Source organism: Aquimarina sp. RZ0, from assembly GCF_008370685.1.
Lineage (GTDB): Bacteria > Bacteroidota > Bacteroidia > Flavobacteriales > Flavobacteriaceae > Aquimarina.
Window position 1 is genome coordinate 167672 of sequence record NZ_VTZU01000002.1, and the last position, 24513, is coordinate 192184.

At 32.5% G+C, this 24513-nt stretch carries 19 protein-coding genes; 4 read left to right on the forward strand and 15 right to left on the reverse strand.

All coding sequences use genetic code 11. The features are described 5' to 3' along the window. The first annotated feature begins 91 nt into the window (after positions 1 to 91). Positions 92 to 1771, forward strand: coding sequence for a histidine kinase dimerization/phosphoacceptor domain -containing protein (locus F0000_RS01510; protein ID WP_255452588.1), 1680 nt, complete (start codon positions 92 to 94; stop codon positions 1769 to 1771). A 25-nt stretch (positions 1772 to 1796) separates the two neighbouring features. Then, a complete protein-coding gene (locus tag F0000_RS01515; RefSeq protein ID WP_149622931.1) occupies positions 1797 to 2567 on the forward strand; it encodes a LytTR family DNA-binding domain-containing protein in 771 nt (256 codons plus the stop codon). A gap of 95 nt (positions 2568 to 2662) precedes the next feature. On the opposite strand, the gene F0000_RS27580 is transcribed toward F0000_RS01515, so the two are convergent. The 10 genes from F0000_RS27580 to F0000_RS01560 all read right to left on the reverse strand — a co-directional run bounded on the left by F0000_RS27580 (position 2663) and on the right by F0000_RS01560 (position 14798). Then, a complete protein-coding gene (locus F0000_RS27580) occupies positions 2663 to 2830 on the reverse strand; it encodes a hypothetical protein (protein WP_188111992.1) in 168 nt (55 codons plus the stop codon). 377 nt (positions 2831 to 3207) lie between these two features. Next, entirely contained in the window at positions 3208 to 5550 is a 2343-nt protein-coding gene (locus F0000_RS01520) for an Ig-like domain-containing protein (protein ID WP_149622932.1), read from the reverse strand. A gap of 918 nt (positions 5551 to 6468) precedes the next feature. Beyond that, entirely contained in the window at positions 6469 to 7122 is a 654-nt protein-coding gene (locus F0000_RS01525) for a uracil-DNA glycosylase family protein (RefSeq protein WP_149622933.1), read from the reverse strand. Positions 7123 to 7565: 443 nt separating this feature from the next. Then, positions 7566 to 9224: an MBOAT family protein gene (locus F0000_RS01530; protein WP_149622934.1), complete on the reverse strand. Its 1659-nt coding sequence runs from the start codon at positions 9222 to 9224 to the stop codon at positions 7566 to 7568. Beyond that, a complete protein-coding gene (locus tag F0000_RS01535; protein ID WP_188111993.1) occupies positions 9217 to 10494 on the reverse strand; it encodes a GDSL-type esterase/lipase family protein in 1278 nt (425 codons plus the stop codon). The genes F0000_RS01530 and F0000_RS01535 overlap by 8 nt, the downstream gene beginning before the upstream one ends. Further along, the gene (locus tag F0000_RS01540) at positions 10484 to 12019 is read right to left on the reverse strand and encodes a lipase (RefSeq protein ID WP_149622936.1); all 1536 of its coding nucleotides are present in this window, start codon (positions 12017 to 12019) and stop codon (positions 10484 to 10486) included. The genes F0000_RS01535 and F0000_RS01540 overlap by 11 nt, the downstream gene beginning before the upstream one ends. A gap of 189 nt (positions 12020 to 12208) precedes the next feature. Further along, positions 12209 to 12454, reverse strand: coding sequence for a hypothetical protein (locus tag F0000_RS01545; protein WP_149622937.1), 246 nt, complete (start codon positions 12452 to 12454; stop codon positions 12209 to 12211). A 308-nt stretch (positions 12455 to 12762) separates the two neighbouring features. Further along, positions 12763 to 13023, reverse strand: coding sequence for a hypothetical protein (locus F0000_RS01550; RefSeq protein ID WP_149622938.1), 261 nt, complete (start codon positions 13021 to 13023; stop codon positions 12763 to 12765). Between the two features lie 109 nt (positions 13024 to 13132). Continuing rightward, the gene (locus F0000_RS01555) at positions 13133 to 13594 is read right to left on the reverse strand and encodes a hypothetical protein (RefSeq protein ID WP_149622939.1); all 462 of its coding nucleotides are present in this window, start codon (positions 13592 to 13594) and stop codon (positions 13133 to 13135) included. Between the two features lie 481 nt (positions 13595 to 14075). Further along, the gene (locus F0000_RS01560) at positions 14076 to 14798 is read right to left on the reverse strand and encodes a CDC27 family protein (protein WP_149622940.1); all 723 of its coding nucleotides are present in this window, start codon (positions 14796 to 14798) and stop codon (positions 14076 to 14078) included. Positions 14799 to 15417: 619 nt separating this feature from the next. On the opposite strand from F0000_RS01560, the gene F0000_RS01565 reads away from it, so the two are divergent. After that, positions 15418 to 15618: a hypothetical protein gene (locus F0000_RS01565; RefSeq protein ID WP_149622941.1), complete on the forward strand. Its 201-nt coding sequence runs from the start codon at positions 15418 to 15420 to the stop codon at positions 15616 to 15618. 208 nt (positions 15619 to 15826) lie between these two features. On the opposite strand, the gene F0000_RS01570 is transcribed toward F0000_RS01565, so the two are convergent. Next, positions 15827 to 16468, reverse strand: coding sequence for a peroxiredoxin-like family protein (locus F0000_RS01570; protein WP_149622942.1), 642 nt, complete (start codon positions 16466 to 16468; stop codon positions 15827 to 15829). Between the two features lie 432 nt (positions 16469 to 16900). Here F0000_RS01570 and F0000_RS01575 point away from each other — a divergent pair, with 432 nt between their 5' ends. Then, positions 16901 to 17689 (forward strand): M57 family metalloprotease, encoded by a 789-nt coding sequence (locus F0000_RS01575; protein ID WP_149622943.1) that lies wholly within the window; start codon positions 16901 to 16903, stop codon positions 17687 to 17689. A gap of 95 nt (positions 17690 to 17784) precedes the next feature. On the opposite strand, the gene F0000_RS01580 is transcribed toward F0000_RS01575, so the two are convergent. From F0000_RS01580 to F0000_RS01595, 4 genes are all read right to left on the reverse strand, one after another. Further along, positions 17785 to 21237 (reverse strand): pyruvate carboxylase, encoded by a 3453-nt coding sequence (locus F0000_RS01580; RefSeq protein WP_149622944.1) that lies wholly within the window; start codon positions 21235 to 21237, stop codon positions 17785 to 17787. A gap of 169 nt (positions 21238 to 21406) precedes the next feature. Beyond that, complete coding sequence (locus F0000_RS01585) at positions 21407 to 22549, reverse strand: TRAP transporter substrate-binding protein (RefSeq protein ID WP_255452589.1); 1143 nt, start codon at positions 22547 to 22549, stop codon at positions 21407 to 21409. Positions 22550 to 22567: 18 nt separating this feature from the next. Continuing rightward, a complete protein-coding gene (locus F0000_RS01590; RefSeq protein ID WP_149622945.1) occupies positions 22568 to 23914 on the reverse strand; it encodes a TRAP transporter large permease subunit in 1347 nt (448 codons plus the stop codon). Beyond that, positions 23914 to 24417, reverse strand: coding sequence for a TRAP transporter small permease subunit (locus F0000_RS01595; protein WP_149622946.1), 504 nt, complete (start codon positions 24415 to 24417; stop codon positions 23914 to 23916). The genes F0000_RS01590 and F0000_RS01595 overlap by 1 nt, the downstream gene beginning before the upstream one ends. Positions 24418 to 24513 lie beyond the last annotated feature (96 nt).

Genomic DNA, 24513 nt, shown 5'->3' on the forward strand with positions numbered 1-24513 from the left:
ACAAGTTTTATTTCTATCTCTATTTCTGATTTTTAATACATCTTTTTCTCAAACCACAAAAATTGTTGATAGCCTTATTACCGTTTTAAAGGTGAAAACCCTATCAAAAAAGGAACGGTCAAAAAGTTTAAGTTTACTTGCTTTTAACCATCAAGATTTAGATACAGCATTATTTTTAGCTAAACAATCTTTAAAAATTGCTGCAGAAATAAAAGATCCTTTATTACAAGGAAATGCTCTTGAAGAGATTAGTCATGTCGAAAGGAGGTTAGGAAATAACAGCAAATCATTTGAAGCCTCTTTAAAGGCTTTAAAAATTTATGAATCATTAAAATTAATAGAACATCAATCCGCCAGTTATGCACAATTGGCCAGTAATTATATTAGTGATAAAGAGTATAAAATGGCTATTCTATATTTGAAGAAATCTTTGGATATCTATAGCAATTCTGACAATTTAAAGAATTATGCTATTACAACCCTTAACCTTGGAGAAGCATATCGATTGGCAGGGCACTTGGATAGTGCTACTACTTGTTTTCGACAAACAATAAAATATAATGATCAAATAAAAAATGAATTGATTTCTGGGTATTCTCTTGGCAACTTAGGTATGGTATACGCTGCCCAAAACGAATTTGGTATTGCAAAAAAAAGCTTAGATACAGCTATTCTTACTCTCGGGAAATTAGGGGACCTATACTCAACATCAATATATTTGGCCGAGTTAGGAGAAATTTATAGCAAACAGAAGAAACCTGAACTTGCCGAAAAAAAATATCTGGAAGCCATGAAAATGGCCAAAGAAGCAGGATTAAAAGAACAAATTAGAGATTTCAGTGCGATACTCCGTTCTTTTTATGAAGAAAGACAAGCATATGAAAAAGCGCTGCTGTATCAAAAAATGTTTCAAACCTATCAGGATAGTCTTGTTAACAAGGAGAATATTCAAAAAATAGAGCAACTAAAATCCGGTTATGAAATCGACAAGCGAGAATCTAAAATAGCACTTCTTAATACCATCAATACGAATCAAAAATTCGCCGTTGTCTCATTAATTATAGGAGTGATAATATTACTTCTTTTTGCTTATTTGCTTTATCGTATTAATAAAAAGATCAAAAGGACTAATATTATTTTATCTGATCAAAAAGAAATTATTACCAAACGAGAACAAGAAAAAGCATTATTGTTAAGAGAATTGAATCATCGCGTAAAAAACAACTTACAGATGATTTCGAGCTTACTTAATCTTCAAAGTCATGAACTTACAGGGCACCCGGCAAAAGATGCTATTGTTTCTGGAAAATATAGAGTAGAAGCGCTATCACTTGTACACAGGAAATTATATCAGGAAGGTGTAGATACTAAAATCATGATGAAAGAATATTTAGAAGAATTGGTATTAGGGCTTTTTCATGGATATGATGCAAAGTTTAATCCTCATTTTGATATTATTAATATTGGAATTCATGTAGATGTGGCTATCCCATTAGCGCTAATTATTAATGAACTGGTCACAAATTCACTCAAATACGCCTATAAAAAAACAAAGCATCCGACACTTCAGATAATAGTATTAAAAGAAGTCGAAGATTATTTACATATACAAATAATAGATAATGGAATAGGTTTTGATATTAAAAAAAGTGGAGAAAACAATTCTTTTGGGATTAAACTTATCACTTCTTTGGTTGAACAATTAGAAGGGGTAATAATACAAAAAAATAGTAAGGGAACGCATTGGGATATCAACCTGAAAATAACATAATTTTATAATATACCCTAGAAATATTATGACTCCCAAAATTCCAAAAGTAAAAATATTAATCGTAGAAGATGAGATTTTATTAGCTCAAGATATTTCTAATAGATTAACGGCTATTGAATATGAAGTAATAGGCACTGCCCCTACTGCCATCAAGGCCCTAAAATTAATTGCCGAAAATCCAGATGTCGATATCATATTAATTGATATTATATTAAAGGGAAATCTTGACGGAATTGAATTAGCTGAACTAATTAATGCTAAGTATAATATCCCTTTTATTTTTCTCACTTCGCATTCAGAAAATCAATTAATTGAGCGGGCGAAGAACGTATACCCCTATGCATACATTCTTAAACCATTTAATGACAGACAAGTAAGCACTGCAATAGAATTAGCATTATTAAATTTTTCCAAAAAAACGCCAGAAAAAGAACTCCTTAAAAGTAGAAATTTTAATGCTCCTGATAATCAAGTATTACAAATCAAAGACAGCATATTTTTAAAAAAAGATCATCATTTTGAACGGGTACCTTTTAAAGATATCTATTTTTTAAAGGCAGATAGCAATTACTGTACAGTACATGCTAAATCTGGACGATTTATGTACTCAATGGTATTAAAAAAAATTGAAGCCGAATTACCCTCTAATCAATTTTTACGTACCCATAGAAGTTATGTCGTAAATATTGATCTAGTTAATGGTTTTGAAGGAAATATGCTTTTTCTTGGAGAGAAAAAAATCCCTGTAAGCAAAGCCCATAGAAAAGATGTTTTTAAATTGTTCCATAGTATTTAATCTAAAAATCAATTCAATTGCAATTAGTCACATTTTAAATTGGCTCTAGTTTTGAATAGCGTTGGTTTAATATTTGATCTTGATCCTGCAATTCTCTAGGCAATATTTTTCTCAAATCCAATTTTAAGTGGAAAATAGCTTTCTCCATTAGCGTGTTGAAGTTGAGAGGTTGTAAATTCTTCTCCATTTTTATTTAAAAAGCACTTGACTGTTGTTGTCCAGTTTTCATTGCCCGTAGGTTCAATTGTATTAGTTTTTAGCATACGATGTACAAATAATCTTAAGAAGCGCCTCCTGACCAAATGAATCGTTTTGATTTGGTAACTCCTCTGCCCTAGAATATCTTTTTATAGTCTTCAAAATCATTATCATCGCCTGCTTTAATAAATTTATGTGCTATGAGTTTTTGTGCTTTTTAAATACAAAGACACAATTATAATACAATAAAAAAAGTACAAAAAAAGAAGGACTCATTCATGATTATATAAAACTAATAATCCTATAAACACTAGGCATTTATTGTTGTTTTGTGATAAATGAATTGTTATAATATAGAAAGTGGTTTAAACTTTTCTGTTTAAACCACTTCTACTTCTATAATAAATACTATTTTTCCCTTTTAGGTCATCTAAATAAAAATCTACTTTTTGAAAATTTTAAGGATTTCTTTTTCTGATGAACCTAAAAGTTCTATAAAGTACATACCTGTTGGTACATTTTGTAGATTTATAAATAAAGACTCATTTTGAATTTTAGCATCTGGTGAGATAGCATTATCACGTATAATTTTTCCGTGTATATCTACGACTCTTATTGTATTATAATCTTGACCTGATAAGTTTATGGTAAAAGTATCTGAGAAAGGATTAGGATATACAAAAGACTTTCTGTTATCAAAATTCAGGTCATTATCTCTGGTTCCTTTTGTATATGTTATCTTTAATTTTGGTATCGAATTTGCATTTTCTTTGGAAGCAAAAGCAACGTCATTCCCATTTTTTTGAGTAACTATTAAACAAAGTTTATTTCCTTTATTATTAATATTCTTAAGATCCCATTTATACGTAGTATTCAATTTATAACTTTCATTAAGACTACCTAGCGTACTATTACCAGATGGCTTATTAGAATTGGATAAATTAGTTTCTGTCCAGTTTACAGAATTACCTTGTTTGATTTCGATACTTCCGTTTCCAGCATCAGAAGTACACGTTAATTCTAATTGTGCAGAAGTAATTTTACCATTAATTGATGAAGTGTCAAACAAGAAATAACCTTCTCTTTTGCCTTTTTCAATACGTATTAAATTAATATTTTTTCTATTAGAATTCTCTAAGTATACGTCATGAATTGGCGATAATGTAGCTGTGGCAGATTGACCGCTTCCTCCATTATTGCCACTAATTCTTTTCAGAATAATTTTATCTAGATTCCATTGCCATGGATTAGATCCAGAGGCTACTACACGTACAGTGTGTCTCCCTGAACTCAAGTTCGCAATTGTACTTGAAGATACTAAAGCAGTATAATTATCCCAATTGCCATTATTTCGTACATTATCTGTTGCAACTATTTTACCATCAATCAGCAATTGAACTTGTGCATTATCAGAAGGTGTAGAAATCTGATAAGTGATACTATAGTTTCCTGAAGTTCCTACATTGATAGTATATTCTGACCAATCTCCGTTATTGACATAATTAACACCAATACCATTAGCATTCATCCCGAGTCCTGGTCCACCTGCACTTGCATCATTAAATGTACCTCCTGTATTTATAAAATCTTCTGCTTCTATAACGATATCACTTCCAGATGGAGGTGGTGGTGGAGGTGTAGTACCTCTTACTGTAATTCTGCTAGTTGCTTTTTTATTTCCATCTTTTGTAGTGACTGTAATTGTAGCGGATCCTTGGGATACTGCTGTTACTAAACCACTAGAATTCACCCTTGCTACAGAAGTATTATTAGATGACCAGGTAACAGATTTATCGGCAGCATTACTAGGTGTTACTGTTGCATTAAGATCCCTGGTCTGATTTACATTAAGTATAACGTTACTATCAGATATACTTACTCCTGTAACAGAAACAGTATTACCTCCTCCATTACCACCGCCACCGCCACCTTGACCGTTAGGTCCGTATAGCTTAAAGTCATCTATTCTTACGTGACCAGTTTCTCTGATAGTGTTTGAACCACCATTGTAATAATTAAACCAATATGCATATATTTTCAGGTCAGAAGTTCTTCTAAAGTTCATATTGGTATACTGATTCGCTAACTGTCCATCTATCCAAACTTTTAGTATTCCGTTATTTTTGCCAGGCGTGTTCAATTTTATATATTGTTTTACACTATACCATCGATTGAACTGCATATTTCCTTTATTTCCCCAGTTTAATCCAGAACCCCAGGTTTTCTTACTGGCGTGTGGTTGAGATCCAGGGTTAGAAACAGTATGCGGAAAAGGATTACACTTTCTGTAGTCGGTACTACCTGGGCAATTAGGAGCATCATAGTTGGTATACGTATGATAAACATACCATGAGTTTTTTGCATAAGGCTGATTATCACAATTCACACCGCCTCTCGCAGACCATCCTGCTCTACCATAACCAGGTCTGTTACCCCAGCCAGATCTATCATAAGTTCCAGAAAAACCAGGACCTTTACCTCCATATTCTTTCATGTCACCGTCATAGCGTACTTTATATTCTGCATATAATTCCTCAGGTTCAAAACCAAGTTTTTCTTTGAGCATATATCTAGCAGCACCCCCCAGGTGAGTTCCTTTCTTTATAGTAATCTCTACACATCCATTTCCTCCAGGTCCGCCATTAGAAATATGTGCAAAGTTTTTCGGTGCATTCATGTCATAATTTTTCTTCCAGTTAGAAGAACTAAAATTATCCTCCCAATATAATTGAGCATTCAAAAATAAAGGAAGAAAAAGTAATTTTAGTATGATTAGCTTTTTCATAATTAGTGAGTTTAATTTAGTTGTGTTAAATCGTAGTAAAATTATTGTAAAATATTGAATATAAATGCTTTTCTTTATTAAGTGTATTGATATTTTGATTATCTGTATAGAATAGCTAAGAATTTGATGAATGATGATATTTGTAGTTTAAGAGGTTTTCTACGTGTTTTTTTGGATAAGAATCTAGTAGAAAATAACAAATAATTCTAATCAATTTCTTACATAAAGAAGATATGAATCAACAGCTTAGTCACAAAGTTTTTGAAATATATTTTCTTAACATTGTCTTAAAAATCTATACTTTTTAGCTAAGAAAACGGAAAAGCTCCTATGTGAATTTTTAACAAAAAAATTATACATAAAGATCATATGTTTTTATAATTTTTTTGAATGTAGTAAAGCTTGATAATTTTTTAATTTACCTGATAATGCTATATATACAATTTCTTAACAAATTTTTCGAGGCCGATCCACGGCGCATTTAAATCTTGATTATCGAGTGCAATAATTGGAATTGAACGGTTATATACACCTGATTTTACTATTTAGGCTATTTAGGTAATCATACGATTTATAACTAAAATTTCGCATATTCATCGTTTCTTTTTCCTTTCTACTTCGTTTAAAAAATAAACCGTAGCTATAGCTATGCTTGATTTTTTTGCCTTGCATAAAGAAAAAATAATTCAATGAATTTATACGAATTTTTTAATCACAAATCGTATCACTGAAGTTTAATTGTGTAAAATGGTTATTTCCAATTCTGATTAATACTTATATATCACAAATTCAACTCTGTTTTAAAAGTATCTATTCAAATTTTCTTTTTTTAATTGATTCTTCGATATATTGGATATAAAAGAAACCGCCGTTTAGACGATTCACTCTAGCATGAGTCTAAAAACAAAAAAATAGAGCTTAAAAAAATTCACGATATTGCGCGACTCTAAAATCTAATGTATTGAACTCCGGGTTCATATTCTTTTTGTTTTTGTAAAACTGAAGACTTCCTATAGAACGATTAGCCGCTCCGGATGGTGCTGTTAACGAAATAGTTCTAACAATTCTGTCTTGAAGCTCAAACCTATGTATTCTTGGTATCTCACTAGAAACTACCTCTAATTTCAGTTGATACTTTTTAATATGCTTTCTAAAGAAGTATTCAGGGCCATTTTTACTATTCCCTCCGGTAAAAAGTAAAGTATCTATTTTAGGATATTGTTTTACATAAAAAATAAGATCTCTCAGAGTGATATTCTGCATCCCGAGGTCTGAAGCATCAATCTTGTTACGTTCACAACTTTGAACAATATCACAAACTCCTATTCCACGGGTAGTCAAAAACTCTTTACGTTGATTTGCGGCATCAAGTGTCGTTTCATACTTTAATTTCAAATTAAAAATACGATCAAGAACCGGCCATAGCAATCCATTACTACTACCGTAACAAAAGTCTACATCTCTTTCATTTAACTTTCCTGTGGTAAACCTAGGTGGTGGTAAGGTTCCAACAATAAGTTTGGTAGCTCCTTCTGGAAAAAAGGGTTCATATGGATGTATATGCTGAAACATGTCTTCTTTCGTTTTATAAACACCAAGGTAACAATAAGCGACATATTGCATTACCTCATTTCCGATTTAAAATCACCCATCAAAACTTGCTCTTTTTCACCGAAGCTTGAAAATAAAAAGAAGCTACATGGTTTTTATTTGAGTATTTTAAAAAAGAATTGCTATTCTTCTCCTAGTCGTTATTGATTATAATACTTTTGTATTAGAGACAGACATGGCATCCTTTTTTATTTGTTATCATACTGAATTATTGCACATAAAAAAATCTTATTTCCTCACAGTAAACTACCTCGAGGTAAGCCCACAAGACATTTATTGAAAAAAACATTTTGACTTCGAGGCAAGCCTCGCAGCATTTAAATCTCGATTATCGAGTAAATTCAAAGGATAAATTGTATACCCGATAACCCGACCCAAAGAGAAACACACTCCTTGGTATCCCTCTAAAACTGAAAGTAAATAAATGGCTGAAAATCAGCTGCATAGGTTTGATAACAAATAATTGCCACTACAGTAGCTATTACTCCTTTTATAATTATATGACTTTCTATAAATTGATTTTCTAACCAACCTTTAGTTTTGTAAGGTAACCAATGTGTTATATACCCTATCAACATTACGATAAATACCGCCCGATATTCGTATAATACCGCCAGCGCATTTACCCAATCCATATTGGTCATCACAGATTGATAAAAGCGATCAATGTGATCCATGCTATTTCCTCTAAAATAAATTCTGGTAAAGGTGATAAAAATAAAAGTGAATGTTATTTTCCATAGTGTCGCAATCCATGTATTTGAATCCTCATATGGACTAATTCTTCGCCAATACTTATAGGTGACAACCCCTAATCCATTAAGACCTCCCCAAATTACAAATTTCCACGATGCTCCATGCCACAAACCTCCAATAAGCATGGTGATCATAATATTTATATTCCTGTTAAAATGCCATGCTAATATTTTAGAAAAAAGAGTGATAATCAGTAAAACAGCAAAACCAACAGCAATAAAAAATGCAATCATATATCCAAAGGCTACAAAACTTCCTAAAAAGATAAATAAGAGCACAAAGACATATGAAAAGACTGTACCATTACGGTTACCTCCAATAGGGATATACAAATAATCCTTCAACCAACTGGAAAGTGATATATGCCATCGCTTCCAGAAATCTCCACAATGTATTGCTTTGTAAGGAGAGTTAAAATTAACAGGGAGATGATACCCCATCAGCAGTGCTAATCCAATGGCTATATCTGTATATCCGGAGAAATCACCATAAATCTGTAATGAGTACCCTATCATAGCCATAATATTGGTGAAACCAGAAAACATCTCGGGCATATCAAAAACACGATCCATAAAATTCATTGCTATAAAATCAGCAAAAAGCATCTTCTTGATTAACCCTTTTAGAATCATAAAGGTAGCAGTACCAAACTCTGCCTTAGTTATATTAATTTCTTTGCGAATCTGAGGAACAAAATCCGCAGCACGTACTATTGGTCCTGCTACTAGCTGTGGAAAAAAACTAACAAAGAAACCAAAATCTATAATAGAATCTAATGGCTTAATCTGTTTTCTATAAATATCAACACTATAGCTTATGGTCTGGAAGGTATAAAAAGAAATCCCAACAGGGAGAATAATAGTATCTACTGTAAAATAATCAATTTCTCCCCAGGTGTTTGCCCATTGCGCCAGATAATTAATCACCTCATATTCTGTATCAAAAAGATTATTATATGATTCCGTAAAGAAATAGGCATACTTAAAATAACTAAGTGTGCTTAAATTAATGAATACACTAAAAGCTACCAGCGCTTTCTTTAGCAGATCCGAACTACTATGATAAATAGCTTTTCCTAAAAAGAAATCATTGACAGAACTAAATAATAAAATACCGATAAACAGCCCACTGGTTTTATAATAAAACAATAAACTAATCGCAAATAAATAGGCACTACGAATGGCTTTCTTATTATATAATAAGGAATACAAAAAGTAAATCGCAGCAAAAAATATCCAGAAGTTCGCCTGTGTAAATATAAGCGGGAAATCTTCTGAAAATGAAAATATGTCCAGTAATCTATTCATTAATTATTTGATTCAGAACAGAATTATGTTCTAATTGTAGCGATTCTTCCCAGGAATTGGTTATTGCCTGTAATAGTAAATCTGCCTTTATTCTGTATCCTAATTGTGTAAAATGTATGCGGTCTTTGGGCATCAGTTTATGTTGATACCAATCTCTTGATGAATTAAACCCTCCCATAATCTCATAAAAATCCCATACTGCCATCTTATGCTTTTCTGCGAGTTCATAAATAATCTTTTGCATAATCCTGGTTCTGGGATTAGGATGTTGTTTTTTATAGTAAGAATCATTAGGCACTGTAAGTAACACAGCGCAATCAGGATTGGCTTTCTGAACGGTTAGTATTAAATCTTCATAAGACGCTCTATAGGATTCTGGTCTAAAATCTGGGTGATACGCATCATTAGTACCAACAGAAACTATAAACAAATCCGGCTTATACAGCATCAATTGCTCCTCAAAATAATGACACCTGCTATAGTAGTCAAAACTGGCTCCATTTACACCGATTGTTGTATATTCTATACCGCTATTATCATTCATTAATTCTAAGCCCATCATTAAAAACTCTGAGTTTTCTGCATTTATAACTCGCTGAATGCAAAACTCTAACTCCTCCAGTGTTTTGGTTAGTGTAAACTCTATATAATGTGCTTTTTTATTTATTTTGGTATTTGCAATAATCGAATTTTCCTTAAAATAGATTTCATAATCATTACTCCAGTTATCATAAAAAATCCGAATCTTATTAAAATTATAATGTTGAGCATCATATCCCCTATAATTAGCTTTTACTTTTATATTAGAAATAGAATCCTTAAAAACTGCCGTAACGCCAGACATCCCCCAGGCAACACTATCTTTTCTGATAGAACAGCGATATCCTTTCCATTCTCCATCAAACTCCACATTATAATTACTGGGATTATTGGTACTCGCGATACGGTACGGGTAAATAAAGCCTCGCTGCCCTTTTGATGTAGGACTCATATGCTGGAGGTAGGTTCTTAATCTATTAGAATAAATATCTGCCTGGATATGGGATCCTCCAATATGAAAAATATGGATATCTTCTTTTCCTCCTTTTGCTACTACATCCAGTTTATGAAATAATTTTTTAAAAGAAGGGGCTTTTTTTACAAATTTAATTTTATTGGCTTCCCAATTAACAAATGAATATTTAGTCCGAACTGTATCTAATGTATAATCCTGAGCGATTAATGAGAAACTCAATAGTAACAGGCAGTAAAGCAATTCTCTATGTTTCATCATCCGGTTTTTCTTTTAAGTCAAGGTATAACGCTGTAAAAAATAACTCTGAAATAATTTTTGTTCCTTTTCTGGTGAAATGTGTGTAGTCATTTCCTGCAAATTTTTCTTCTACCCACAACTCCATTGATCCTTTACCTCCCATAGCATCATACATACTCCAATAGGCTATATTATTCTCAAGGCAACTTTCTATCAATTTAGAATTAAGATATGGCAATAAAGGATATGTTTCCATTTTTCCATTAACCGGAATACACATATCTGTAGGGCCAATAAATATAAAATTAACATTTTTGGCACGCCTTCTAATCCAATTTACCTGATTTACCACAGATTTAGCATAATTATTTACAGATGTAGAATCTTTTAGATATGGCATTGTATTCCCTCCATATTGCATAATAATGATCTTAGGCTTTAAAGTTCTTGCCATGCTTCCATAAATAGAGGCATTGGTACTAGAAAAAATAGTTCCTGATGATCCACGCATTGCCACATTATCCACTTGCACCTTTGACCCTCCATCTAGTGTTAACCCATAAAAATCAGCACTTATTTTGCCTTCTAACTCAATTTTTAGATCCGTTGGAGTTTTAAGTGTTTTAATCTTGTATTTATGGTATTTACCATCGGCAATCAGACTATCCTGCTGGATTAATTGCCCATCATTATACACAGATATTTTTATAGGAACTTTACAATTACCATAATGTAAGCCAATATTTCTAAACCTTCTGAACTTAAAATAAGCTTTTCTTGATTTGCCTATAGTAACTGAAGCTTTTACAATTGGTAGTGAATCTAATAATGAACTATCCGGTAAAGTTTCTCTATGCTCTGTAAATCGAGAAACAGACATATATGCTCCATATTTTCTATGCTTAAACTTCTTTATAGTCGGGTCAAATCTTGCATACCTCAACCAGTTTTCGCTGGGTACAACTGTCGCTGCTATTTGGTTATAAACAGGTTTTACAGGAATAAATCCAGGACCACTACCGCCATACATGCGCTGTAGTCTGTTTCTTAAATATCCCGTAATACGATCTCCTTCTAATTGAGAATCTCCATAATGAATAATTCTACATGACCGGGAAGATAATTTTTTTCTTAATTCATTTACAAAATCCGGATTACTATCGGGGTATCGTATTCTTACAATACGGGTGGTATCTATTTTTGAAAAATCAGGTAATTGTACACTATCTTTTTTTATAGATTCAGAAGCAATGACTTCTTCCAGCTCTTCCTCTGATCCTTCTTCTTCTGGTTCTTCTTCTAACGGAACAACAATTTGGGTAACTTCCAGAATATCTTGTCTTGATATCGCAGTTGTATCCTTATCTAACTCCAAAAATGTTCTATATGTAGGGTACTTTAAAGAAACTCCTTCATATGAAAATCCATCTTCTTTTGTCTGCGTCTTTTGGATTCCTCCTTTCTCACTTAAAAACATAAGTCCGAATAATACTCCCAATATGAGTATTAAAAATAGAGCTATTTGGATAGGTTTAATCTTCAAGGTTATTTAGGGGAGTTTTTTCATTTTTGTAAAAATAGAAAGTTTTTCTGAAATGCAAAGGTTTTTCTATACGTATAGTCATGGCAGTCCTCTAAACCATCATGAGCTGACGAGAATTAAAATACTATGATTAAATAAAAAAAAGATTTCTAAAGATTTCATGGATATCTACATAAAATAATGATTTTCTTAAAAAACAGTAAATCCTAAAAGCAACGAAACAGTATTATAACTAATCTCACCTGCATTTGATACAGGAGAGTTTCCATTGAATCCTCCCAATTTTAACTCTAAACTATAGCTATCTTTATACTTGAACCCTACACCAAAATTAAATGTACTCTTATTTTCTATATCAAATATTGCTCTATAAAACACTGAACCACCAAGAAAAAAGTCGTAATCTACGGTCGAATCAAATGGAAAATCAAACATAAAAGCTCCATTAACAAATATCTTTGATATATCACTTAGAAAAAAATAATGCCTGACACCTAAGGCTAAATCAATTGCCTTATAGCTTGCTTTTATGGTAGAGTTTGGCGAAAGACTCTCTTCTATTTCATTAAAATACTCGTATGAAGGTTCAAAAACAATAGTCCATTTATTTTTTTGAAACCCTAGTATGTATTCTAATTCTACGCCAACTCTAGCTGTCAGCTGTTTATCACTTTTATAACTAGAATTTTCTAAAGCACTATTAAAAAACTTAAAACCTGCACTGCTTACTCCTCCTCTTACATTTAAGTTAAAAATATCGCGCGTCTTTTTTTATCATCTCTTTGAACAACAACATCTGGATTAATACAGTCATTATATTTTATCAAAAACGCAATCAAATCTTTTTCTTGATACCTTATATTCTCTGCATCACGTATAGAAATTTTATTACATTTAAGATTATTCCAAAGTTGCATTTGGTAATATTTATTTTCTCCAATACGATCATCAGGTGTCTTAAAGCTTTTATACGATTTGTGATTAAAAAATTCGTATAAATTCATTGAATTATTTTTTCTTTATGCAAGGCAAAAAAATCAAGCATAGCTATAGCTACGGTTTATTTTTTAAACGAAGTAGAAAGGAAAAAGAAACGATGAATATGCGAAATTTTTAGTTATAAATCGTATTATGAACTAATTGCTCTATTTCAGAACCCATAAAATCATAAAAAAAGCGATCAGAAAAACTATTTCCTGTATAATGATAAAGATTGGCATCTCCTTCTACTAATACTTTTAAAAACAATGTTTTTTCAATAAATTTAGGATTTCTATCTTCATCCAAATCTTCTATACGCTCTTTGGAGGTATCAATTTTTACTAAAAATTTTTTATACATCAGATCTCCGACACCAAATTCTTTTACTGTTTTAATAGTTTTAATCTTAGAATCAGTATTCTCTGCTAACTTATATTCAAATTCAGTTGGATTATTTAACCAACCTCTATTCTTAATATAACATTCTAATGTATCTCCACTTGATTCTATAAAATATCCTTTTTCATAGTTAATTTGTGAAAAAGAAGAAACAGTAACAAGAAGCAATAACCCAAAAAATATTCTTTCTTTCATAAGTGATTTTAAAACATGAATCTATCCAGATCCGTTAAATGTATTTAATAAAGAATCCCCGAGGCAGAGCCATAGAGGTATTCAACGGAAGAAAGTTTTACAATTTAATGAAAACCATCCGTTTTCAAACTTTCCTCTAAAACCTCCGATGCAGAGCATCGGGGAATTCTATTGATTAAACTTTTTGATTCTGGTGAAAATAGTTGTTTTTTGATCAATTGAAGTTTTTTTACTTCATAGTAGGGTTGTGAAGTAAGAAAAGATGGAAATTGAGTCAAAATAGCATTTTTATAGCGAATTGAAAAAAAGCTTAAACCACTCCTATACAGATATGTATGTCTTAGTAGAACAAAATGTTACTTTTTTATCAGAAATTTACTGAATTCATTGTATTGACTTTTGTCTATCATTATACTGAACTCATCTTGGCTTTTTCTGTTTTTAAATACCTCTTACAAGGTATAATGCACAATAAAAAAGTCTATAAAGTATCCAGCAGTTTCTTCACATCATTGACTACTCCTCTATATTGATTGCGGTTATTTTTAGACATGTGTTCTGATTCTGATACAATATCAGACAAAATCTCTCGCGCATCCATCGTTTTTCCTATTTCGATGAGAAATTGAGCCAATGTGTACCGCTCTTCATAGTGAGAATATCGCTGATCAATTGATCTCAGATGCTCCTCTGCTTCTTTTGTTTTTCCTTCTTCTGCCAGAGACAATCCATATAGAAACTGGCTCGTAGAACCTTTAAAACCTGGTTCATTAATTATTTTTTCTGCATATAAAATAACTTTTTCATATGCTTCTATTCGATAGTACCCTTCAAGTATTTTTTTTATTACCCCGATATCCGTATGATAATTACTCTGTAGTACCACTTCGTATTCTATTATACCTCCTTTATAATCACCTATCTCATACAAAGCATCTCCTAAGTCTACCCTATTTTGAAAAGTATCAGCAAATTCTACGCGATTCTTAAGCTCAGTTATTTTTTTAGTAGGATTCGCGACATTTACAATACTTTTCTGCACTGTATCCAGATCTTTTTTATTAAACACCTGAGTAACCAAATAAATAATACTGCCGATAACCGGTAAAAAAATAATTACAAAAAACCAATAGTATTCATTTCTGGTCTTTATAGCGTGATAAACGCAGAATCCTTGTAAAGCGATAATTAGGAAGTATGGCATGCCACAAAAATAATGCAAACCAGCTATAATTTCTTCACTTAAAGTAAATAATATTCACAACGAACTGTCTGGAAAATTTTATTGGGTAAGAAATTAAAAACACTCCAGTCGATAACGTGATGGCTGGAGCGTAGTTATCATCATAAAATAAGTACTACAGCAGCTTTATATGATATAAAATATTTTGATAATATGTTGTAATTCTCAAAAAACAAGTGTTTACACTTAGCAACTGATATCGCTATCCGAACTAAATTTATTAATATATATAACTTTTAAAACTAAAAAAACATATCAATGCCAGATTATGTTTCTTTAAAGAATCAAGCGAATAATGAATTTAGAAATGATCATGATACAAAAATGTATCATAATTTTGAATCTCCTAATACGATTTGTGATTAAAAAATTCGTATAAATTCATTGAATTATTTTTTCTTTATGCAAGGCAAAAAAATCAAGCATAGCTATAGCTACGGTTTATTTTTTAAACGAAGTAGAAAGGAAAAAGAAACGATGAATATGCGAAATTTTTAGTTATAAATCGTATAACTTCTTATTTAATTTAATTGCTCAAGGTGATCTTATCCTATCAAAAATGTAAAAAATAATAAATACTTTGATTGTACCATTACTTCTATGCCTGGATCAGTTAAAGATGATTGCCGGAGAAATGGCAGTTTATGGCTATTCCAACAGTTGCAAATGGCTTTTACATTCAAAAAATCAAAACAGAGAATATATGACTAAAAAAGCTTCACAACTTTCAAAAAATGCCAGTAATGATGAAATCTATATTATTGAAAAGCGAAACCAATAAAAATTATAAGAAACCTATATAGATAAGGTTTTTATCTGAATTTACTGCTTGTCTTGTGAACTTGAAAACAAAAATGATCGGAAATCTTAGCTATGCCTAAGAATTACTGCTTTTTATTTGAGTATTAGTAATAGCTGAGTTCACTTCTAAAAAAATCCCCTTAGCTAGGTTGTATCTAACTAAGGGGATATATATTATTGTCTAAAACTTATTCATTTAAAGCTTTTAAGATATCCTCAATATCCGCTCTCTTAGTATAATCTTCATTAACAAAACGATATGATACAACTCCAGTACTGTTTACAACAAAGGTTGCAGCTACGGGAAGTTCAAAATTATCATTTTGATTGTGTTTTGCTACATCAAGTCCAAATTTGTTATAGATTTCCTGTAGAGCTTCTGGCAGTTTAAATACCAATCCTATTTTTTTTGCAAGTGTATTATCTATATCACTTAACACTTCAAAGGTTAATGAATTTTTTTCTGCTGTTGTTAGAGAATTATCCGGAGTTTCCGGAGTAATGGCAATAAGGGTAGCTTTTCTTTCTTTAAATTCTGGAAGAGCATTTTGTAACGCTTTTAGTTCTATATTACAATAAGGACACCATCCACCTCTATAAAAAGAAATGACAACTGATCCAGACGTTAATAAATCTTTTAATGCAATTTCATTTTTTCGGCTGTTAGGCAATGAAAAATCAGGAAACACTTCTCCTTCTTTAATAGCTATACCCGAAATACCTTTGCTTATAAGATCCTTTGTCGCACTATCCATAATGTCTAGTATCTCGTTCGGAATTTTAGTTCTATTTTCCTGATTAGCTTTTAACAACGTTTCTGATAATGACATAGTTTTAATTTTTTAGAGTTAAATTTCCTCTAATCTGTCGATAGAAACTTGACTCCTTTCTTGCACTATTGTTAAACAATGTTTAAAATTATTAGTTACGATAAAAAATACTTCTCATTTTCAATATCGACCCTCTATTTTAATATTATTTTTTAATTACTTTTTATTCTTTTAACACTCGACTCATATCAATCATTAACTACTTAGATAACAACACAATTACACACATACCTTCTGACAAATCAGTATTTACTTATAAGTAAAATTCCCTTAAAAAAATGTTACAAACTTAACATTTGTTACTGAAAATTCCCTCTATGCTTGTAGCTAATTATTTCAAAAATAGTCACTCAACAAATAAGTCTATATATTGATTATACTGATCTAATAAAGACATTGTAAGTAAATTTTAATCTTAAAACTTAAATAAAAATGAAGTATTTAAAAATCTCAGCAGTATTTGTTGCAGCAGTACTTATGACGCAATGCCAAAATGAAGGCATCGAAGAACCACAAACAATCAATGCCTCAATCCCAGATGACATCATGAAAGGATTGCATAATATGGGCTTTGACACTAACAATTTCCCAGTTTTTCAAAAAGAAGATGGATACCTGGTAGAAGGAGATATTAAGGTTTCTACCGAGACGATTCTTGCAGCATCCAATGACAAAACAACTACTAAACAGACAAGAGTAAATACGATTCTAAAATGTAGCGAAGCACGAGATATTACGGTACGAAATTTCGATATACCAGAAATCGATACTCAATTACGTAATGCAATCAATGACTGGAATAATGTCAATGGAAGTTTTCTTAAGTTTCGATTAGTCAATGGCAATGAAGATATTACCATACGTTTTGACAGAGGAAATTTTGGGGAAGGAGAATTCCCTGCCAGCAATGGAAAACCAGGATCTGAAGCTAATTTTGACCATACATTATATGATGAGATTGAAGATAGAAATAAAAGAAACAAAATAATAAGATGGGTACTTAGGCACGAACTAGGTCATAATATAGGTTTTGCCCATACTAATTTAGATGAAACTGGTGCCCAACAAATTTCTGGTACACCAAACAGAGATTCAAACTCTGCAATGAATCGACAATCATTACCTGTAGAAACCTTTCAGTCTGTTAATCTAAGTAACGGAGAAAAGAAAGCTTTAAGGAAATTATACGGAGGAAAACCCGAAGATAACATTTGTTCATAATCCTTATTAGAAACATCAATGATTCAGAGGTAAGCACTCTCAGGATACTGGTCTATCTAATTAATAAACAAACCAGTATCTATTACTTAAACTATTTACTTCATCACAATTACAAGATCATCTGCTTCTACCATAGTTCCTGGTTTTAACACTATTTTTTTAACGATTGTATCCTGATTAGCCGTTATGGTTGTCTCCATTTTCATGGCTTCAATAATAAAAAGAGGATCATTTTTTTTCACTTCCTGTCCTGTTTTTACAAGTACAGATGACAAAGCCCCTTGTAGCGGTGCTCCTACCTGTTTATCATCTGATTTATCTACTTTGGCATGAGTCACTTTGGTAACTTTGATAGAATTATCTTGTATCTCTACATTACGAGTCTGACCATTTACTTTAAAAAACACCGTTACCGTACCATCTTCATGTGCTTCTCCTATAGAGATCAATTCTATTAGTAGTATTTTTCCTTTATCAAGCTCTATGATAATCTCCTCTCCGGGAGTCATTCCATAAAAAAAGTTTTTTGTTGGAATATTCATAACATTACCATATTTGAGATGGTGGTTATAAGCACCGGTAAATACCTTTGGATATAATTTATAAGAAAGGAAATCTGTAATATCCAGTTCTCGTCCCATTCCTTTTTTAAACACTTTTATGAAATCCTTAAACTCAGATTCAAAATCTACTGGTTCTAAATGTGCATTGGGTCTATTGGTAAATGGTTTTTGATCTTTTAATATCGATTTCTGAAGGTCTTTTGGAAATTCTCCAACGGGCTGTCCCAGCTCTCCTTTAAATAAGTTCACAACGGATTTCGGAAATGATATGGTTTCACCCTTTTCTTTTACATCTTCAATGGTCAAATTATTACTTACCAGATATTGAGCCATATCTCCAACTACTTTAGAGCTGGGAGTTACTTTTACTATATCTCCAAAAAGCTGATTGACCTCTCCATACATTTTAGTAATTTCATGAAAACGATCTGCTAATCCCAATCCTTCGGCTTGTGGTTTTAAATTAGAATATTGTCCTCCTGGAATTTCATGCTGATAGATATCCCCAGTCCCGGATTTAAGACCGGATTCAAAAACATAATAATATTCTCTAACAGCCTCCCAGTAATTAGAGTATTCATTCAGTTTAGAAATATTTATTGGATTCTCCCGCTCATGAAACCTCATCATTTCTACAATAGAATTAAAATTAGGTTGTGAGGTAAGTCCAGAAAGCCCGCCCAGAGCCACATCTACAACATCAATACCAGCTTCAATTGCTTTGAGATATGTGGCCGATTGTACTGAAGAAGTATCATGGGTATGTAAATGTATAGGAATATTAATTTCAGATTTTAAAGCAGTTACCAATTCATAGGCTGCATATGGTTTTAGCAATCCAGCCATATCTTTAATTCCCAAAATATGTGCTCCCGCATTTTCAATATCTTTTGCTAATTGGATATAATATTTTAAAGTATATTTTGTACGTTTTGGATCTAGAATATCTCCTGTATAACAAAGTGCTCCTTCTGCTAGTCCCTGAGTACGAGTTCTTACATGTTCTATACAAGGAGCTATTGATTTCATCCAGTTTAAAGAATCAAAAATCCTGAACACATCCACACCATTCTCCCATGACTGTTCTACAAATTTACTTATCAAATTATCTGGATAGGCAGTATAACCGACCCCATTAGATCCTCTAATTAACATTTGCAGAAGTAAATTAGGCATGGCTTTTCTAAGTGTACGCAGTCGCTCCCAAGGGTTCTCTTTTAGAAACCTCAGGCATACATCAAAAGTTGCTCCTCCCCATACTTCCATACTAAATATTTCTGGATGATTTTTGGCAAATCCTTCTGCCACTTTATGCATATCATACGTACGCATTCTTGTGGCTAATAAACTCTGGTGTGCATCTCGCATTGTAGTATCAGTAAAATGAATTTTGTTTTCATTTTTTAACCACGTTGCAAATTTCTCCGGACCTAATTCTGTTAATAAATCTTTAGTTCCTTTGGTATATTCGCTGGATTCATCAAATTTAGGAATTTGGGGGGATACAAATTTTTTTGTCTGATCTATTTTTTTGACATCCGGATTGCCATTTACGATAATATCACCTAGAAAATTTGCCAATTTTGTAGCTCGATTTCGCGCTTCTTTAATTGTAAATAACTCTTTTGTATCTCTAATAAAGTTAACTGTTACTGCTCCTTTTCTAAAGGTATCATGTTTCAATATATTGTCTAAAAAAGGCATGTTTGTTTTCACCCCCCGTATTCTGAATTCTGAGAGTGCTCTACGCATTTTTCTACATGCGCCATCAAGTGTTCTGCTATTGGCTGAAACTTTTACCAGCATAGAATCAAAAAATGGAGATATAGTAACCCCTTGATACACACTACCAGCATCTAACCTGATTCCGAATCCAGAAGCACTTCTATAGGTAGTTATTGTGCCATAATCAGGTTTAAAATTATTCTCCGGATCTTCTGTAGTAATTCTACATTGCAATGCAAAGCCATTCGTCTTTATACTTTCCTGACTTTCTATTTTGATCTGTTTGTCTGATAGTTTATAACCACCTGCAATAAAAATCTGAGTTTTGATTAAATCGATCCCCGTAACAACCTCTGTAACCGTATGCTCTACCTGAACTCTTGGATTTACTTCTATAAAATAAATACTGTCATCATCATCAACAAGGAATTCTACTGTACCAATATTATTATAATCTACTGCCTTGCAAATGGATAATGCATAGGCATATAAATTTTGTTTTATATCATCAGAGACACCGAAAGAAGGAGCATATTCAATTACTTTTTGATAACGTCTCTGTACAGAACAATCTCGTTCAAAAAGATGTACCATCGTGCCATAATGATCTGCAACTATCTGTACTTCGATATGCTTTGGATTTTCAACAAACTTCTCCAGGAAAACAGTATCATCCCCAAAAGCATTTAGAGCTTCTCTTTGCGACTCTGGATATGCTTTTTCAAGTTCTTCGACGTTTCTAATTACACGCATACCTCTACCTCCACCTCCAGATGCGGCTTTCAGCATAACGGGAAATCCTATCCTTTTTGCCTCTTTAATTGCAATTTTAACATCGATAAGATCTTGATCATTACTTTGAATAATTGGAATATTATTAGCAATAGCAACTTCTTTTGCCATAATTTTATCTCCCAAAGAACGTAAAACAGAAACTTTGGGGCCTATAAAAATAATATCATTTTTCTCACATTGTACTGCAAAATCTGCATTTTCTGAAAGGAAACCATATCCAGGATGAATCGCATCCACTTGATTCTCTTTTGCCACCCTTATGATCGCAGCTATATTTAGATAAGGTTTTAGAGGTTCATGATCTTCTCCTATCTGATATGCCTCATCTGCTTTATACCTATGCAAAGAATATCGATCTTCATAAGTGTAGATACCTACAGTTTGTAATCCGATTTCTGTACAGGCTCTAAAAATACGAATAGCTATCTCTCCTCTATTGGCTACTAAAACTTTTTTGATTTGCATGGTGTAGTTGTTGTGTTTTAATAATCTTTAATAAATATGCCCTCCTAAATATATAGATTAGGGTTCTATATTGCAATACATTTTATCCTGAATACGTCAAAAAAAATTATCCTCTAATTTCTCATTTTAATTAAAATACGTATCGCGCGATGTAAAAAGAGTATTGCTTCTATTTTTGAATTTTATTGTAGTATGCTTTTTCTGTTACCTCAGACCATTTTGATATTCTATCCTGAAAATTAGCATAACTTTCATACACTTCTTTGGATAAGGGATCATCTCCTATCATTTCCTGTAAAGCTTCTTCTGTATGCACTCTCAAAGCATCCATAGTTTCCTTTGAAAACTCTCTAATCTCTACTTGCTCTTCACGTATTAATTTATCCAAGTAGATCCCATTTTGTTTATCAAACTCGGATAATACCCAAACCTGTGCACGTTTTGATGCTGCCATCAAAACAGCTTGTAAGTGTGGAGGTAATCCATCATGAAGATTTTTATTAATAAAAAATTCCAGCTGTGATCCTGTCTCATGCCAACCTGGGGTGTAGTAATATTTTGCAATTTTATGAAACCCCATTTTGTAATCATGGTAAGGACCAATCCATTCTGTAGCATCAATAACTCCCCGTTCCAAGCTTGTATAAATTTCACTGCCTGCAACGAGTACTGCTGCACCACCTGCTTTTTCTAATACTTTACCCCCGATACCGGGCAAACGCATTTTTAATCCTCTAAAATCTTCTATAGAATTGATCTCACGATTAAACCACCCTCCCATTTGTACTCCTGTATTTCCTCCCATAAAAGGCACCAGGTTAAATCTTGCATACGTTTTTTTCCATAACTCATATCCTCCTCCTACTTCTAACCAGGAAGTAATTTGCTGAGCATTCATCCCAAAGGGTACAGCTGCAAAAAACTGCGCTGCAGGAGTTTTTCCTGCCCAATAATAAGAAACACCACACCCCATTTCAATAGCTCCCTGTGATACCGCATCAAAAGCTTCTAACGGAGGCACCAATTCTCCTCCTCCATACACTTTAATTTTTATCTGACCATTAGAGAGTTCATCAACCCAGGTTGCATATTTTTCTGCAACTTCACCAACAACTGGGAAATTTGGCGGCCAGGTAGTCGTCATTTTCCAATGAAATACTTTATTCGGTTTTGACGTATCATACGAAACAGGATTCATACTTCCCGGAGGATCTCCCAAACAAGAAAAAAATAATAACACTGTCACCATCCCTGCAAAAAATCTTACCATAGTATACCTATTTACTTTACCACAATTAATAGTACTATTCATATTACAATTTCTAAGCCGTTATACAGAAATAAAAATAAGCTTTGGATAAAACATGACAATACCTATTACAATAAGTTGTATCACAATAAAAGGAATGATACCTCTATAAATCTGACTTGTTTTTACTTTTTCTGGCGCAACACCTTTTAAATAAAACAAGGCAAATCCAAAAGGAGGTGTTAGAAATGATGTTTGTAAATTCAAAGCCATCAAAATACCTACCCAAAGCATATTCATATCCAATGCATTAAAAACTGGAGTCACTACAGGCACAACAATAAATATAATCTCTATAAAATCAATGAAGAAGCCTGCTATAAAAATCACGCACATAACCAGCAATAGAAACATTAATGGAGTAAGCTGAGATGATAAAATTAAATCTTGCAAGTATTGATCTCCTCCTAATGTCCTAAATACTAATGTAAAAGTGGTCGCTCCCAATAAAATAAAGAACACCATAGATGTTAATCTTGTGGTTTCTTGAGCTACATCTTTTAAAATTGTGAATGAAAATTTCTTTTGAATTATAGTAAGTATTGTTGCTCCTATTGCTCCTATTGCAGAAGCCTCTGTTGGCGACGCCACTCCTGTAAAAATAGACCCTAAAACAAGTACAATCAGTAATAATGGCAGCAATAATACCTTCACTATTTTTGAGGTCAAATTATCTGCTCTAAACGCTATTATTTCTTCTTTCGGAATACTTGGCGCATCATTTTTATGAATCCATGCTTTTATTAAAATATAAAACACATATAGACCTACTAATAATAATCCTGGAAATAAGGCAGCAGAAAATAGCGTTCCTACATCGACCGACCCTCCTCCTCTGGATGAACTATTGATAGTATCTGCTAATAATACTAAAACAATTGAAGGAGGAATAATCTGTCCCAAAGTCCCGGAAGCAGCAATCACTCCTGTTGCCAACTCCGTTTTATATCCTCTACTAAGCATTGTAGGCAGACTAATCAAACCCATAGTCACTACAGTTGCCCCTACAATCCCAGTAGATGCCGCCAATAACGCCCCTACTATAATCACCGAGATCGCCAACCCTCCACGAATACGCCCAAACATCATAGCCATCGTTTCTAATAAACGCTGAGCTAAACCAGACTTTTCTAACATAATCCCCATAAAAATAAATAAAGGAACAGCCATCAATACATAATTATTTACCACCCCCATAATCCTGGAAGGCAATAAATAAAATGTTGACATAGTAAAATATTCCGGAGCGAAGATGGATATCCCAAAAGCAAAAGCAATAGAAATACCTCCTAATGTAAAAGCTACCGGATATCCTTTAAGTATTACTATAAAAATAATGATAAACAGTAGTATTGCCAAAAACTCCATTAAGCTCTTTTATTAATAATGATCTGAATTGATTTTAGCATATGAGAAATCCCCTGTAATAATAAAAAAGAAAATCCCAGCGTAATACAAAATTTAAGTATATATAATGCTGGCAGCCCTCCCGCTTGTGATGAACCCTCGCCTATCATAAATGACGATAAACTATAGTACCAGGAAGAGACTATCACCACGTAACACCACGGAATTAACAAAAATACTCCCCCCAACACATCTACCCAAGCCTTTTGTTTTACAGACATTTTTGTGTAAAAAACATCTACTCTTACATGTTTCCCGTGTTTAAATGTAAATCCTGAACCAATAAGGAATAGTATTCCAAACAAATAAATCTCTGTTTCTATCATCCATATAAAGGTAAATTTGAATACGTATCTAATAATAACATCCAATCCTATCATCATAGCCAACAATACTGAAAGCCAACTAACAAGGGCTCCTGTTTTCTCGCCAACCCAATCAAAGAATTTAATAATTTTTTGCATTATATCTTATGTGAAGTATAAATGTTGAAGATAATGAAATTAAAAACACATTTTGACTATGATTATGTCAAAATTGATTATCTCGAAAAAAAACAA